Origin of the sequence: Oryzifoliimicrobium ureilyticum, assembly GCF_037199735.1 — a bacterium.
Classification (GTDB): Bacteria; Pseudomonadota; Alphaproteobacteria; order Rhizobiales; family Rhizobiaceae; genus Rhizobium; species Rhizobium ureilyticus.
Window position 1 is genome coordinate 1 of record NZ_JBBBVQ010000043.1, and the last position, 16,170, is coordinate 16,170.

At 53.4% G+C, this 16,170-nt stretch carries 12 protein-coding genes and 1 pseudogene; 11 read left to right on the forward strand and 2 right to left on the reverse strand.

The window, feature by feature from the left end:
* On the forward strand, nt 1–395 hold a 395-nt coding region (locus VQ830_RS27855), incomplete at its 5' end, for a UDP binding domain-containing protein (RefSeq protein ID WP_337271407.1).
* Nucleotides 396–413: 18 nt separating this feature from the next.
* Nucleotides 414–1,436 carry an NAD-dependent epimerase/dehydratase family protein gene (locus tag VQ830_RS27860; RefSeq protein WP_337271408.1) on the forward strand — a complete coding sequence of 341 codons (1,023 nt, stop codon included), beginning with the start codon at nt 414–416 and terminating at the stop codon, nt 1,434–1,436.
* A gap of 75 nt (nt 1,437–1,511) precedes the next feature.
* On the opposite strand, the gene VQ830_RS27865 is transcribed toward VQ830_RS27860, so the two are convergent.
* Complete coding sequence (locus tag VQ830_RS27865) at nt 1,512–2,267, reverse strand: EAL domain-containing protein (protein ID WP_337271409.1); 756 nt, start codon at nt 2,265–2,267, stop codon at nt 1,512–1,514.
* A gap of 367 nt (nt 2,268–2,634) precedes the next feature.
* Between VQ830_RS27865 and malQ the strand changes: the two genes are divergently transcribed.
* The 4 genes from malQ (at nt 2,635) to VQ830_RS27885 (ending at nt 8,739) form a co-directional block, all read left to right on the forward strand.
* A complete protein-coding gene (malQ, locus tag VQ830_RS27870; protein WP_337271410.1) occupies nt 2,635–4,482 on the forward strand; it encodes a 4-alpha-glucanotransferase in 1,848 nt (615 codons plus the stop codon).
* Nucleotides 4,483–6,066: 1,584 nt separating this feature from the next.
* The gene (locus VQ830_RS28910) at nt 6,067–6,999 is read left to right on the forward strand and encodes a response regulator (RefSeq protein WP_438618875.1); all 933 of its coding nucleotides are present in this window, start codon (nt 6,067–6,069) and stop codon (nt 6,997–6,999) included.
* A gap of 99 nt (nt 7,000–7,098) precedes the next feature.
* The gene (locus tag VQ830_RS27880) at nt 7,099–7,584 is read left to right on the forward strand and encodes a pyridoxamine 5'-phosphate oxidase family protein (protein WP_337271412.1); all 486 of its coding nucleotides are present in this window, start codon (nt 7,099–7,101) and stop codon (nt 7,582–7,584) included.
* A 414-nt stretch (nt 7,585–7,998) separates the two neighbouring features.
* On the forward strand, nt 7,999–8,739 hold the full coding sequence (locus VQ830_RS27885; protein ID WP_337271413.1) for an SDR family NAD(P)-dependent oxidoreductase: 741 nt from the start codon (nt 7,999–8,001) through the stop codon (nt 8,737–8,739).
* An 84-nt stretch (nt 8,740–8,823) separates the two neighbouring features.
* On the opposite strand, the gene VQ830_RS27890 is transcribed toward VQ830_RS27885, so the two are convergent.
* Nucleotides 8,824–9,864 (reverse strand): glycosyltransferase, encoded by a 1,041-nt coding sequence (locus VQ830_RS27890; RefSeq protein ID WP_337271414.1) that lies wholly within the window; start codon nt 9,862–9,864, stop codon nt 8,824–8,826.
* Between the two features lie 113 nt (nt 9,865–9,977).
* On the opposite strand from VQ830_RS27890, the gene VQ830_RS27895 reads away from it, so the two are divergent.
* The 5 genes and pseudogenes from VQ830_RS27895 to VQ830_RS27915 all read left to right on the forward strand — a co-directional run.
* Nucleotides 9,978–11,051 carry an acyltransferase family protein gene (locus VQ830_RS27895; protein WP_337271415.1) on the forward strand — a complete coding sequence of 358 codons (1,074 nt, stop codon included), beginning with the start codon at nt 9,978–9,980 and terminating at the stop codon, nt 11,049–11,051.
* Between the two features lie 165 nt (nt 11,052–11,216).
* Nucleotides 11,217–12,236 (forward strand): acyltransferase family protein, encoded by a 1,020-nt coding sequence (locus VQ830_RS27900; protein ID WP_337271416.1) that lies wholly within the window; start codon nt 11,217–11,219, stop codon nt 12,234–12,236.
* Nucleotides 12,237–12,311: 75 nt separating this feature from the next.
* A complete protein-coding gene (locus tag VQ830_RS27905; protein ID WP_337271417.1) occupies nt 12,312–13,175 on the forward strand; it encodes a DUF3431 domain-containing protein in 864 nt (287 codons plus the stop codon).
* 149 nt (nt 13,176–13,324) lie between these two features.
* Nucleotides 13,325–14,815: a hypothetical protein gene (locus VQ830_RS27910; protein ID WP_337271418.1), complete on the forward strand. Its 1,491-nt coding sequence runs from the start codon at nt 13,325–13,327 to the stop codon at nt 14,813–14,815.
* Between the two features lie 469 nt (nt 14,816–15,284).
* Nucleotides 15,285–16,170 (forward strand): annotated as a pseudogene (locus VQ830_RS27915) (beta strand repeat-containing protein); the annotation flags it as partial.

Sequence of the window (16,170 nt, forward strand, 5' to 3'; positions counted from 1 at the left end):
AGGGCAGCGTGCGGGGCAAGAAGATTGCCGTGCTTGGACTGACGTTCAAGCCCAATACCGACGATATGCGCGATGCGCCCTCGATCACGATCATCCAGGCTCTGCTCGATGGCGGCGCCTCTGTGCATGTCTTCGATCCAGAGGGCATGGAAGCGTCCAAGGGCATGCTGGGCGATGTGACTTACGGCAAGGACGCCTACGATATTGCCGATGGGGCTGATGCTGTCGTGATCGTCACGGAATGGGATCAGTTCCGCGCGCTCGATCTGCCGCGGCTGAAGAAAACCATGAAGAACCCCGTTATCGTCGATCTCAGAAACATCTACAGCAATGCAGATGTCACCAAACACGGCTTCACATACTTCCCGATCGGCAAGAAGCGTATGGCTTCCTGATTAAGCGGAGGTTCAACGATGCGCTACTTCATCACCGGCACTGCCGGCTTCATCGGGTTTCATCTTGCACGGCGTCTTTTGCAGGACGGCCATGAGGTCACTGGCTTTGATGGTCTGACGCCTTATTACAACGTCAAACTGAAGCATATGCGTCATGCTGCTCTCGCGCAGTTCCCTGGCTTCACGCCCGAGATCGCTATGCTCGAGGATCGCAAAGCGCTCGAAGCTGCCATGGAAAAAGCGGCTCCTGAAGTGATCGTGCACCTCGCCGCGCAGGCTGGCGTTCGATACAGTTTGGAGAACCCCCGCTCCTATCTTGCGTCGAACGTTGACGGTTCATGGAATATTCTGGAACTTGCGGGCCAACACAAGGTGCAGCATCTGATGCTCGCCTCGACCTCGTCTATTTACGGTGCAAATCCGCATGTGCCCTTCCGGGAGACCGATAAGGCGGACGAACCGTTGACCATTTATGCCGCGACGAAGAAGTCGATGGAATTGATGGCGCATAGCTATTCGCATCTTTACAAATTGCCTGTCACGGCATTTCGCTTTTTCACGGTATACGGACCGTGGGGCAGACCAGATATGGCGCTCTTCAAGTTCGTGAAGAATATGCTGGAAGACCAACCGATCGAAATCTACGGCGAAGGCAAGATGAGCCGCGATTTCACCTATATCGACGATCTTGTCGAGGCGATCGTGAGGCTATCTGCCGTGGCGCCTGCAGAATCCAATCGCGTGCCAGATGAAACCGTCGAGACGCTTTCGCATCAGGCACCGTTCCGCATTGTCAATATCGGCGGAGGCCAACCTGTCAGCCTGATGGATTTTGTCGAGACGGTAGAGGCAGCGCTTGGCCAACCGGCGAAGCGTATGATGTTGCCCATGCAGAAAGGCGACGTGCCAAGGACATTTGCAAGTCCCGATCTCCTAAGAGCTCTTACCGGCTACAAGCCGGAGACGACCCTTTCGGTGGGCGTTCGTGCTTTTGTGGAATGGTATTTGGAGGCACGCGGCGAAATGGAACTGCGGGCTTGATCAGGAGCGGGCGTCAGCAGAGTGTTGCTTGAAAGACTTCATCGAGGCGCATCGTCCCATTTGCGTATAGCGCCTTTAGCTGCTTAATTTCAGAGGTCCGATATCGAAATCGTAGGTCTCGAATGAAGGGCGTCCGAAGATGTACCCTTGCACCAATCGAATACCGATGTCTTGCAAGACGGCCAGTTCCTGCCGCGTTTCGACGCCCTCGCAGATGCACTCGATGCCAAGATCAGTCAGCATCGCAAAGATATGCCTGACAATCTTCTGCTTGCGATCGTTCTGATCGATCCCCCGGATGAGATGCATGTCGAGCTTGACGATGTCAGGTTGAATTTGCGTGAGCAGGTTCAGGCCCGAATAGCCAGCGCCGAAGTCGTCAATTGCGGTCTTGAAGCCGATATCTTTATAGCTGCGCAGGATGTTCGTCACATGAGAAACATCCATCTGCTCGCCCTCCGTAAATTCGAAGATGATCTGATCGAGTGGAAAGCTCAGGCGCTTGGCGACGTCCAAGGTAAGCCGGATACAGGCGCGCGGTTCATAAACGGCATTCGGCATGAAGTTGATTGATAGCAAAGCTTCGGGCGAGACCGGTCTCAGTCCTGATGCAAGCTCGATCGCTCGCTTGCGACACTGCTGATCGAAGGCATAGCGATTCACGTCAGTAACACGAGAGAGCACGGTCCCTGCGCCTTCTCCTGCTATACCGCGGGCAAGTGCTTCGAACGCGTATGGCTTTTGTCGATCGATATCGATGATAGGCTGAAAAGCCATGGAAAAAGGAAGATCGAACTCTCTTCCGTTCTTACAGCCGTCACAGGCGGTCATGAAAGATCTCTCATTTGATAGATACGGCCGAAATCGCCCGTAGGTGCGAGGTGCCGCCATGGTCGCAACGACAATGTGCGGTGCTTGAGCTCGTGCCTTTGAAATTACAGTCATAACAGTGGAAACTTAAGGAAGTCATACACCTGTCGATACCTGCGAAGGGACATGTTTCAAACTGAAGAATGCGCTGGTCCATCAAAAAGTACGCGTCGCGGCGACCTCGGGTCAGGGAACATAGAAGAACCCAAAAAGTTGACACTGGCTGAGAGCAGCAGTTTGCGCCGGTCTTAACGACGATTGCCTAACCGAAAGACGCAAGATTGAGGGGGTCGCCAGGTCTCCGCCGCTCATGAAGGGAAAAAAGGTCATGTCTCTCGTATCAAGGTCTAAGACCGAGGTAGTACCTAATCCGGTGGATGAGGCGCTAAGGCAGTATGGTGTCCCGGTTGTCTATGAGGGCGTCGGAGGTGTCGAGTTTGAAGTGCCGACTGCTACCAAGCAAGCGCTTTTAGCGTCTCTGCAGGAAGCTCTTGCCGACCAGCCGCTGGTTCTGCCGCCCGATGCTCCGCCTGCAAGCACGGCCGCAAAGTGCTACTTTCCGGGAGCGGTTGGAACGACGCGCGCTTGGGGTATATCGCTGCAGCTCTATGAGCTTTGCTCTTCGCGCAATTGGGGAATAGGCGATTTAGAAGACCTTGCGCGCGTTTGCGAGTTGGCAGCCGCTTCTGGCGCTAGCTTTGTCGGATTAACGCCGCTCCACGCCCTATTTCTTGCCGATCCAAATAGATGCAGTCCTTATTCCCCATCAAATCGGCGTTTTCTGAATCCCATCTACATTGCGGTGGATCAACTTGCTTATGCTTCTGCATCACACAGTGCCAAGGAGCAGCTTCCCGCGCTAAGGAATGCGGAGTTGGTTGATTACGAACAAGTTGCCCGTGTGAAGTTAGCCGCGTTGCGGGAGCAGTGGACCTCATGGAAAGAGGGGGAGTGGCTAGCTGAAAAGCAGCAATACCGGGCCTTCAAGAAAAAGGGCAACGAAGATCTTCTTTCACATGCCCTGTTTGAAGCTTTGTCATTACACATGGCAGCCGCGGGATATGGGAGTGGCTGGAAGAACTGGCCCGAGGGCTACAGGAGACGAAGCTTACCGGACGTAGATGATTTTCTTCGAGAGAATTCAGATGAGGTCGAGTTTCACCTCTGGCTTCAGTGGATCGCGTCAACGCAGCTTCAGAACGCGGCTGAAAGAGGAAAGCGCGCTGGCCTGACTTTTGGTCTCTACTTCGATTATGCGGTCGGGGAAGATCCTGACGGATCTGCCACCTGGTCAAATCCATCGGACTATCTCGCTGGCTTCTCCATCGGTGCTCCACCAGATCCCTTCAGCGAGGCTGGCCAAGACTGGGGCCTTAGCGTCCCTTCGCCGATCCCCCCATCAGGACCCTCCCGGCAAAGAATTATGGAGCAGTTCGATCGTGTCATGGAGTTGGGCGGCATGTTCCGCCTCGATCACGCCATGGGTTTGTGGCAACTTTTCCTTGTCCCGATCGGCAAGCCTGCCATAGAGGGCGCTTATCTTCGTTACCATATCGACGACATGCTTAACCTGCTCGCCGAATCTTCACGACGTAATGGCACTGTCGTCATAGGCGAAGATCTGGGCAACGTTCCGCCCGGATTTCGTGAATTAATGCAGTCAGCAAAAATCCTGAGCTATCGTGTTCTCTATTTTGAGGACCTTGTTCAGCAGACGATCGCGGACTTTCCTGCCTTAAGTCTCATCTGTGCGTCGACGCATGATCTTTATCCGCTGAAAGGATGGTGGAATGGGATCGATATCGAGCGGCGTGTGGAACTCGGACTTTTCAGCTCGGCTTCGGGCGAGCTGGAGACACAGGATCGGCTTCTGAGAAAGGAAGTTCTTCTCAATGCCATTAACCGTGAGAACCTTTCGCTGAAGGCCTATAAGGCCGATGCCCCACTTACAGACGATCTCATCTGCGACATTCATGCTCTGCTTGCTCGATCGCCGTCAATGCTGCTTGCGGTCCGGCTGGCCGATCTCATGGGAGAGATGGAGGCGACAAATATTCCAGGAACCGCTGCCGATCACAACTGGAGGCGCAAAATCTCTATTCCCATCGAGGCATGGGAGCATCACGCACTATTCAAGAAGATGACAGATGTCTTGATGAAAGAAAGGCCAAGATAGGTACCTCACTCAGCTAAACTCGGTAAGATGATCTAATGTTTTTCGCTCCATAGTTGCGGAGTGCGGATTAGATCGGAAATGCCTGTAATAAAGCGCGCGGTTGGGCGTGCTCGCCCGTCTTGACGGTACGGATATTGTTTGCGGCCCCCAATGCCATATGGATGCTCGCTAGAGGCGTTTGCATGTCTTCGATCGTTGATGAGGATTGTCTCCCTATAAGCGGTGCCTGGGCAGAAATTGCCGTAGAGAAACCACGCTCTTATTACATTAGCCGCCAATAAAGTAAGCAATCTTTATCTCTAAGCGAACATTCTTTTTGCAGTACAAGGAGACTTTACCAACGCCGTATATTGCTTAATCCTGAAAACACGCACGCGGTGCACGAATGTACCAAGTGCAGGTGGGATTTCTGAGAGGTTAACCTATCTCTTTACGCGGCCGCCCCCGGAGCATAACGGACCATTAATGCGCGCAGTCGATGCAATTTATAACCAGATGAGGCCGGTAATCCTGCTCGCGCTGAGCGCTTTGATCCCAATCATCTTGCTGTGCGGTGTCATTGCCCTGCATTTTGTGCGTGAACAGCGGGTGGAGTTGGATAAAGTTTTTCAAGACAAGGCCATGACGCTTGCGATGGCGCTGTCGCGAGAACTGGAAACGCAAATCAATCTTCTAGCGATATTGTCCGAAACTCCTCGTCTTGATCCGCCTGTCTCTGTGCAGGGATTTTCGGAAGTGACGCGTCGTCTTCAAGCGCGTCTTCCGCTTTGGAACATCATTCGCGTCTCAGATCTCAACGGAACAATTCTCGTTAGCGTTCCTCCCACGAATATGGCGCCAGGAGCGCGTGTGGTCGATATCGGCAGCCATGACAAGGTTGTAAATACAGGGAAACCCACAGTGGGCGACATGGTCAAGGGACCCGCTGGCAACCTTGCCTTTGCCGTAAGGGTTCCGGTCATTCGTGGTGAAAGGACCATCTCAATTCTGTCGGTCGTTATCCAGTCTTCGGCACTCGATGCCGTTTTAAGGCGTGGTGGCTTGCCGGAGAATTGGACGGCGTGGATCACGGACGGCAAAGATCAAGTTGTCGCTTCATCCGATCCGCAATTCATCAGCAAAGCGAGAACGGATTTCATCCAATACGCAGAGCAAAGCGGAGGGGCGATTCGCTCGGGTGTGCTGTCTCAGGGACTGGACGTGCGCGTGGCAGACGCGACGATCGAGGCGTCCTCCTGGACCGTCCACGTGGCAATGCCGCTTTCCGATTACCGTATCTTGTCATGGAAAGCCTACTCGCTTTTCGCGGTCACTCTTGTTGCAACGCTGATGCTCTCGGTCATTGGAATTTATCTTTTCCAGCGTGAACTCGAAACGAGGCGGCGCCAGGAAGCTGCGTTTGAAAGCAGCCAGCGTCTGCAAGCCCTTGGCAAGCTGACGGGTCAAGTGGCGCATGACTTTAACAATTTGCTGATGGTCTTTCAGGCCGGTACCAATGCCATCTCAAGGCGTCTTGGAAATCAGGACGAACGACTCAAGCTGATTTTTGACTCTATGTTCGACGGCGTGGCCCGCGGCAAAGAGATGACTCAACGTCTACTATCTTTCTCAAGGCGCTCAGACCAAGGCAGCAAGCCCCTCGATCTGGTTCGTGCTCTGCGTGACCTCGAGCCGCTACTTCGTCAACTCGCCAATGACAGTGTCGTTTTGGAATATGAGATCGATCCTCGTTTATGGCCCGTGGTCGCCGATCCTAAGGCACTAGAGATCGCGATGGTCAATTTGGTGACCAATGCCCGTGAAGCAATGCCGAGCGGTGGCGTTGTTACCGTGCGTGCTTCGAATATAACGAATGTCTCTAGGGAAGTGGAAGGATTGACAGGCGCTTTCGTTGCGATCGCCATTTCCGACACGGGCTCTGGCATGAAACCCACATTGACGTCAAAAGCATTCGACCCCCTTTTTTCGACGAAAGGGCCAGGTGCGGCTGGTTTGGGTCTGACGCAAGTCCTCACCTTCGCCGAGCGCTCCGGAGGCACAGCCAAGTTGGTCAGCGTTGAAGATGTTGGTACTGCGGTGACGCTCTATCTCCCGCGATCTCAGAAAGAAGTTGAAGAAGAACCGCCCGACACCGCTTCTGCGGCGCTTCCTAAACGTATATTGATTGTTGATGACACGCCGTCCTCTCTTATATCAGCTCGGCTCTCCCTTGAGGAAGAAGATATCGAGATTTTAACAGCCGGAAGCGGACCAGAAGCACTACGAATTTTAGCGCAAGATAGGAATATCGACCTGTTGCTCAGTGATATTATGATGCCAGGAATGTCTGGAATCGAGCTCGCCCGCGAGACCGCGCGCTTATCGGAGGACATAATAATCCTTCTCATGACGGGGTTTAGCGATCAACTGGAGCAAGGCGTAAAGATTGAGTTTCCCGTGCTGATGAAACCGTTCAGTCAAGCAGAACTGAGAGCCGCGTTGAAGCGTGCTGTCAAGGGGAAGTCCGGACAGGCTTAATAAGCCGAAATTCCGATCCATGCGCAGCCAACCAAGCAAGATCTTTTGGAACGGCGCCTGGTTTCGCGAGTTCTTCCTGTAACAAGGAAGGAGTGTCCGATGACTGACAGCAATGATCAGGGCCAGGTCTGGGGGCTTGTCGAGAAGATTGGGTTTTGCATGCTGACGACGCAGACCGGGAAAGATATTCGAGCGCGTCCCATGTCGGCTTATGCAGAGCCAGAGAATAATGCCGTCTACTTCCTCACCGATGTGGCAAGCCATAAGGATGAGGAAATCTCCCGATATCCTAACGTCTGCTTGGCTTTCGCAGATTCTAAAGGCCAGAAATACGTTTCGATGTCAGGAACCGCTGAAGTTCAGAATGACAGAGCGAAGATCCGAGATCTTTGGGCAACGCCAGCAAAGGCGTGGTGGGATAGTCCCGAAGACCCGTCAATCCGGATCCTGAAAATAACGCCGAGCTTTGCTGAGTATTGGGACAGCCCTGGAACCATCATGAGCTACGTAAAGATGGCTGCAGCTGCCGTGACCGATGTTCGCCCGGATATGGGAGACAATGCCAAGGTGAGCATGGGCCGCTGAAGCTCTAGCAATACGAACTTGAATGATGTGAATTTTTCTTTGAATGCCTCCATGCCTTCGCTTGGAGGCACTCGTCTTTGGAGATCCATCGCCGACCCTACTCTATCCTTTCCCAATAGTAGGAGTGTCGACGTACGCTTGCCTCGGTCGAATGAGAGATGTGTGGGTACGACTGACTACCCACTTGGTGCTCATCAACAATCTTCTTGAAGGGCCTCGCCTTCTGCTGCTCGCGCGGCTAAGCATCTCAACTGCGTGCGTCGGGAAGAAACTACGTGACGAGACTGTAGGCAAATGGATCGATTTGGCCGGCCCATCGTGGTTTGTCAGATGACTTTATCTTCGCATGTTACGGCAGTGGGTAAATCCTGACGGTTTCTGCTGACAGACGGTGTTTAGGTTTGAGGGCGCGATATGACGGACGAGCGAAACTACATGCTTTTGACGGGCGCAAGCCGTGGGATTGGCCACGCTACCGTCAAGCTATTTCAGGAGCGTGGTTGGCGGATTCTAACGGTTTCCCGGCAGCCATTCTCAGAAGAATGCGCCTGGCCCTCCGCACGTGAAAGCCATATCCAGGCGGATCTCGCAGACATCGGGCAGATCGATCGGTTGGCAGATGAAGTGCGCGAGCGTTTGCCCCATGGTCGGTTACAGGCTCTCGTCAACAACGCCGGTATTTCCCCCAAAGGGCCAAACCGCGGTCGTTTGGGCGTGCTTGAAACATCTGCCGACGTTTGGACGCAGGTGCTCAATGTCAATCTTGTTTCAACAGCCTTGCTGGCTCGGGCTATGCTTCCGGAACTGGAGCGTGCGAAAGGCTCGATTGTCAACGTCACTTCGATAGCCGGCTCTAAAGTGCATCCCTTTGCTGGCGTTGCCTATGCTGCTTCAAAGGCGGCTCTTGCAGCATTGACCCGTGAGATGGCGCATGAGTTCGGGCGTCGTGGGGTGCGCGCAAACGCGATTGCGCCCGGAGAGATTGAAACGTCAATTCTTTCACCGGGGACGGATGCGCTCGTGGCTGCAGAAGTTCCACTCGGACGTCTCGGCGATCCAAGAGAGGTCGCAGAAACGGTTTACTTCCTATGCACGGAACGATCATCCTACATGAACGGCGCTGAAATTCACATCAATGGCGGTCAGCACGTTTAGCTCAACCAAGGTGTAAAAGCTTTCCGTGCAATGGGCTTGCTTTAAACTCGCTTGCCACAGCCATGTGAACAAAGGAGAAGGCATTTAGTGACGGGAATCTGCTTGTGAGGGCTCGTCCCTTTTCACCAGGTAACTGACGTCTTTGGCTAATGAGCGCCACCGGATAGCGTGGTTGTGTACCCCAACGTAGGTGCCTGACGCTGCATTTCCGACAATCTGTCGGAAAGATGCCAGTCGCGTCGTCGATGTGTAAACGTCTTTGCGATTTTTAAGCTGACGTAAAGCCGCTTCCAGGAAAGAAATGGCTTTTAGCTTATCAAACAGAGGAAAGAGAGCTTTTGCCTCTTCTGGGAAGGATTCAACCGCAGCAATCATGCCCTCGGTTGCAATGATGTAATCTTCGGACATCGAAACCAGGTTTCCCGCCTGATTCCTCTTCTTGTTCTTGCCGTCCCCAAACAGATTAGCGCCATGTTGGCGGTATCTGACCAGAGGAGCGCCAATCTCGACAGTTTCACCAACCATCTGGCCGAGGAACATAATCCATCGATCATGAGCAATCTTATGAGCGGGTGCTATGAAATCTTTGAAGCGAGCTTCAAAATCCGCGAGTAGAAGAAGTTCCCGGCGGAAAACGATCGAAAATCCAAAGAATGTCATCCATGGGTCGTAGCTTAGCGGCGGCCTTGTTCTCGTATTGCCAATCCCCTGGGAAAACAGCCAGCTGCGGCCTGAGGCGCTATCGAAACTGAGAGCCTGGTGAACAATCAGTGAAACATGTCGGTCATCAAAATAAGCGGCGCAGCGTTCGAGTTTGTCGCGCTCCCATATGTCGTCCTGATCACAGAAAGCGATGAAATCACCGGTTGCGTGGCTTGCGGCGTGCAGGAAATTATCTCTAAAACCGAGCGGCGTTTCATTCCTGATGATTTTGACGGGAATGTCGGACTTGGAGGCAATGGAGCTTACAAGGGATAAAGTGTTATCCGTGGAGGCGTCATCGGACAGGATAATTTCCTTTGGCCGAAAGCTTTGCTCCAAGATACTTTCAAGTTGTGGCACTATGAAAGCAGCGCCATTATAAGTGGCGATGACAATCGATACGTTTTTGGATGTCTCAAACACTATTGCACCCGGGAAACTAATCTATACAAATAGGACGCTGAGCTAATATAATAGGGAAAAATCCCGCCTATCAATACTGCCATATGTTCTTTTGTTCTTGAGCGGTGTTTTTCATGAAAACTTCTCCGCATGACGATGATCACTATGCCGCACTGGACGCTGTCAGAGGGATAGCGGCGGTCTCAGTTCTGCTTTTTCATCTGGGGCATTGGCTTGAGGTGCAATCCATCGCACCAAATGGTGGACTGTCTGTCGATACTTTCTTCACCCTCAGCGGATTTGTATTGGCCCGCGCTTACACGCGGCGCGCTGCAACAATGTCAATGAAGACATTCATGCTCATCAGACTGATCCGACTGACACCTGTCATCATCTTGGCTCTTCTTATCAGCGCTTCCTATGCCTTGGCGAAAAATTCGATGAGCGGTGGTGAGAGCTATATCTATCCCATTATCATTGCTGTTCTTTTGGGCTCGGTGCATTTGCCTTATTTTCATGCGCCGAGCCAGATTGGCGGACCCCAAATATTTCCCTTGAACGGCCCGCAGTTTTCTCTGTTTCTCGAGATCGTCGTCAATTTTTTCTGGTGGATGCTGAGGTTTTTAAACCCGCTTTACCTGTCCTTTGCGCTTTATGTCATTTGTACCGTGCTCGTTTGCATCGTCGGTATCGGCGGGGATACCGCCGATACCTTCGTCGCCGGCTTCTATCATGTCGGCTCGTCGTTCTTCATCGGCGTCTTTGCATACCATGTGAGTTTGATGATCGGACGCAGGACAGTTTTGAATTACCTATTCTTCGCCTTACTCTTGATAATGTTGATTATCTTTTTGATGCCCGTTGAGCTCAGTCTCGAAATGCGGATGCTATGGAAGGCCGTCCTTGCTCCGTTGCTCGTTTTTTCCGGCTCGAGTGTCAGATTGCCAAAGAAGGCGCATCGCGCATCGGTCTTCATCGGTGCCCTCTCTTATCCCTTCTATGCGCTGCATTATCCGATTTTCTGTTGGACGAACGGGATCTTTCAGCAGTTAACCAAGCACAGAAGCCTCGTCGTCGAGGGCGCGCTTGTTTTTAGCGCCACAGTTGTCGCAAGCTATCTGGTGATCCGATATGTCGATGAACCAGTACGGCGATATCTTACCAGACTGGCGAGGGGATTTGCGCCACCGGTTCGAGTGCCAACCTGATGTGGCTAAGCAAAAAGGTCTCCACTAAGGCGGGCAGCCAATGGCTTTTCGTTCAAAACGAACGCTTTAACCAAGCAGGCAGCTTTTCCAGGGGCCAGATTGACCTTCAGCTACCCCTAAGCGCTATATGATGTCGCGAGAGAAGAAGGAGCACTGACTGTCGGGATGGAGAAGCAGCGTCATATTGAGAGCCTCGATGGCCTCAGAGGGGTTGCGGCCCTTGCCGTCGTCTTCACGCATCTGCCGCTTATTTTTCCTCAATCTCCTTATCTTGCAAGAATGACGGCCGGGGGGGAGGCCGTTTCGCTGTTCTTCAGCCTTTCAGGGTTTCTGATGGCCTACCTCTACGGAGGAAAGCCATTTTCCCAAGGCGCCGCCCTTGACTATCTTTTGCACCGTTTCGCACGCATCTATCCAATCTATTTCGTTGCCGTTGTTTTCACTGCGCTCGTCTCTCTGCTCCCGTATCACTTCCCGGCGCTGCTTCTGGGCGCCAAGGAAATTGCGCGGCATCTGACAATGCTTGGTTCGACCGGGGTTTTCTGGTCAATTCCCCCGGAAATTCAGTTCTATTTCCTGTTCCTTTTGCTGTGGTTCTGGTTTGATCGACCGGTATCGCGCGCCTTCATCGGCCTGGCCATAGCGGCGGCCTTTGTCTTTGATTGGATATTGGGTTTTCCCGGGCCGGGGATATTGCTACCTTCTAAGATGGAATATTTTTTGATGGGGGCGGTGGCTGGCAGGCTCTTCGGCCTGCTGCCCTTCCGCAGACACGGGACGGTAGTGGGTGTGGCGGCGCTACTTGCCGTCATCCTCCACTTCGTTCTTTACAAGGTGTTTCTTGACGGCGACATTTATTGGGGAATGACATCCGCATTGTCAGCAACGGTGGCGGTGACACTCGTTGCCTTCAATGCTCCGCCAAGTGCCGCATTATTGAGCTCTCGTCCTTTGCGATTTTTGGGCAGAATCAGCTTTTCGCTTTATCTATTCCACATGCCGGTGATGTTTCTCCTGTCGCTTGTTTTGCCGACCGCGATTCCGATGATTGCACAGGTCGGCCTTTGCGTCGGTCTCTCTATCGCTTTTGCCACCATGACCTTCCAAGCGATCGAACGACCGGCCAGGCAGGCTATCTTGTCAATTGCGACGAGGAAATGCGCTCCTACACAGGTTGCGGCATAGCAACCTCCAGTTCAGCGCAAGCCTCACGATCTAGCAAGATCCCACTATGGGAACGTCAGGATCGGGGACCTCCACATGAACTCAATCGTTATTGCGCGATATAAGGAAGACTTGGCGTGGGTTCTCAAGATCCCCTCGGACTTCGAAATTTTCATTTATAACAAGGGCGACGCGATCGTTGATCCTCGGATCCTCGAGAAGGCGGATCATGTCATCGATCGGCCAAATGCAGGGCGCGAGTCGGAGACGTATCTCCATCACATGCTCACGCATCGGCGCACAGATCGTGACTTTACCGTCTTCTGCCAGGGTGATCCCTTTGAGCACAGCCCAGATTTCCTGGAACTGCTGGCGAGCTGGAACCTGTGGCCTGACCTGCAGCCTCTCACGTGGCAGTGGCGTGGTGAGGCAAATGTGCCGCCGGCGGTGGTTTTGGAAGATTATGAACGTCATTTGGGTGGGCGATTGAGGGTGAGGGCGGAGCGGTTTTCCCTTTCTACATGGGGTCCGCTGGATTTTATCGATACCGGTGCTTTGAGAACCAGCATCGACTATCGCGCATTTCACGGCAATCTGCCTGAAGGAACCAATATTGCCGCGCATTTCCTGCGTATGGCCGGGCTCAATGACCTAGCCGCCCAGGCAAGCGTGCACGCGATGGGCATTTTCTGCTACGGGGCAATGTTTGCGGTGAGGAACCACCTCGTTGCTCAACTGCCGAGCGAAAGCATCGCCATTATGATCCAGGCGAGCAAAGGCCTTCCCGTCTACGGCTATGTCCTCGAGCGGATGTGGTTGCATTTCTTCGGAGCGAGCTTTGAACTGTTGAGGGTTCCTCTGGCATCGCATGGTGCCGATCAGCGGAGCCAGTCTCCCGCCGCTGGTGACGCGCAACGTGGACTTTCTTCCGGTCGTGTGCTCGCGGCGGGCGCTGTCTGACCGGGACAAAGGTTCGCGGTTGCAGTGGCGCTGGCACCTGCAAGGCCGCGCCATCCACCTTTTGGATGGCCAGCCCAAGGAAAGCTTCCTTTGGCATCGTTCACTGATCTTTCTCCACATGACGGCCGCAGGGCCGTAAAGGAAACCGTATGAACAGCATTTCGCAAGCCATAACGGCTGACATTGCCGGAGGGATCGATCGCAAGGTTGCCTTCATTGATGATGTCTTCAGGCACGCATTCTGGCCGGCGAAGGAGTTCTTCTACGATCTTTTGAAGGTGCCTTTCTCGCGGTTGCTCACTGAGCCGCCGCGCGCCAGTGTTCGGCAGCAAATGTGGAAAGACGGTCTTTTGACGCCGCCGTCCGTTCTTCCTCTTCCGTCCCACGAAGAGCATAAATGGATCCAAGAATACACCAGCCTTAGCGCCGAGAGCAGACTTGCTCTTGCGCAGTATATCGACCCCGAATGCCTTTACATCTGTTATGAAGGGTCGCCGGGCCTCTTGTCCTTTCTGGATGAGATTGGGATCACTTACATCGACATTCGCATATCGCCGGTCCGCTTTCTTCCTGACGTTATGATTGCGATGAGGAGCAATTCCAGGGAAATCAATGCTGTGATGTCCCTGACATCAATGTCTAAGGCCGATATAGAAAGCGAGGCGCTTTTGCTTGGCGCCTCTTATCGCCATTACGACCGTTACCGTACGCCCATCAATGCCGCTCAAACCGAGACGATCTACTTCGTCGGGCAAACGGCAACGGATGCAAGCATCATTGTGGGCCAGAGCTATTTCAGGATCGAGAATGCACTGTCGGTCCTGCGCGAGAAGCTAAGCGGGCACGATGTCATATATCTGCGTCATCCATCCGCTGATATAGATCATATCAGGCGGGAAGCGGGTATTTTGGCTGCTGTATCTCGGTCTTTCGAGATATCGCAGGCGAATAGCTACGATATTCTTTGCTCCGACATGCCGGCAACCTTTCTAGGAATTTCGTCGGGCCTGCTGCAGGAGGCTGCCTTCTTCGGCAAGCGTTCGGTATCATTGCTTCCGCCAGTCTGCCCGCTGTTTTTACCTGAGGAAGCGGAGGATATTGAGCCGGGCTACTACCAGATTACCTTCGATACATTTTTGGACGAGAGGTACTGGAACGCTATCTTTCAGCTCATGCCGCTTGGATGGCGAGACTCGGCCCGAACCATGCGCCCGAACCAGTTGCGGGAACTGCATGACGTTTGGTGGGGTTATGCGCCTCACAAGGCTCGCCCGAATGACTTTACCCGCGCCCAAACACGAGATCTTCGTGCCCATGTCGGCCATTTACACACGATGAATCAGTTCCTGCTTTCGGTCGTATCAAGCGAGGCCAGCCATGCGGATGACGTTTCAGATATATTTGGCGGACGGTCGTGGCGGTGGCGAGGCGGCGCCGAAGTCTGCTTTCAGGCCGGCGGTCTTTTGATAAAGAACCGGCTGCCGGCAGGGCATTGGCGAAAATTGAACGGGCGGTCGGATGCTCTCATGCTTGTTTGGGAGGAGACCGGTTCAGTCGAGCTTGTTGAGATCGACGCTCAGCAAGTTTCACTGAAGTGCCGGAGCCCGAATGGCGATGATTTTGTCGCGACTTCTTTTTAGGTATCAGTGCAAAACAAGGCTAGCTGGTAGTGTCATGAAAGTTTGACACTGTAATTGCCAAGTAAATGTGTTCTGAGCGAACCCCTTTACTGAAAATTAAATTGTCTCCCGCTAAACATTTTGTGATCGCGAATTGAAGGTCTACGAATCGCTCTCTATCGGCGTCAGAAACGCTCTTGGAAATGGTTTGCATCGAATTTCGCGCAGATTGGCGTGGGGGGCAGAGCTAGTCTAGCAGCTCTGATAGCATGAGGCCCTTCCAATGCTCAGGCTCGTGCGAGCCATGTATTTCTTAACATTGTTTGATCCGGAATGACTCCTGTCTCGTGGCGCGTTGGCGCAGATCACGGCTGGCGCTTCCGGCGGGCGCGTAACTGCGCCTGAGGTCAAATGAAGGGGTGTGTGCTCTTTCGCGAGGCCGTGGACATGAGAATGCGAACGTGATCAATCAATACCTGGGGCGCACCTAATGACATCGATTATTTCTTCATTGACGGCCACGCAGATCAAATCGCTGACGACAACAACGATTTCGAAGCTGACGACCGATGATATCGCCGCGTTGACATCTACGCAGATCAGCGCCATGTCATCGGCGCAAATCGGCGCGATCACTACCACCGACTTTGTGGCGCTGAAGTCCACGCAGCTGAGCGCGATTTCGTCACAGGCAATTGTCGGTCTTAATATGGACCAACTGGGTGTCCTGTCGACCGGCCAGATCCAGGGGCTATCAAGCACCCAGATTGCTGCTATGTATTCCAGCCAGATTGAAGCATTCACGACATCGCAGGCGGGTGCGTTAAGTTCGGCCCAAGTTGCGGCGCTGACCTCCGCTGGTCTCGGTGCGATGTCCACGGACGATCTCGCTGCATTCTCCACCGATGATATTGCGGCTATCGCCACGAAGTCTCTATCTGGTCTTAAGACGGATGCGATTGGCTCGTTGAGCACAGACCAGGTTGCCGCTCTGAAGACGTCGCAGCTGACCGCATTGACGACTGCACAGATCAACGCGCTCCAAAGCGGGCAGGTCGCTGCTCTCCAGACGTCGCAGCTTGTTGCGCTGACAAGCACGCAAGTTGCCGGACTGTCAACGAACACCATCGTTGCGCTGAAAACCGATCAACTTGTGGCTCTGAAGTCGACGCAGGTTGCCGTCCTCAGCACTGCTCAGATCGGTTCTCTGACGACTGCCCAGACTGCGGCTCTGAAGACCGAACAGCTGAACGCACTGTCCGCCAAGCAGGTTGCTGCACTGACGACCGATGATGTGGTTGCTCTAACGACGGATCAGATCGCAGGTCTCAAGTCTACACAGGTCGGCGCTCTGACGACGGCTCAGCTCGGTGCCC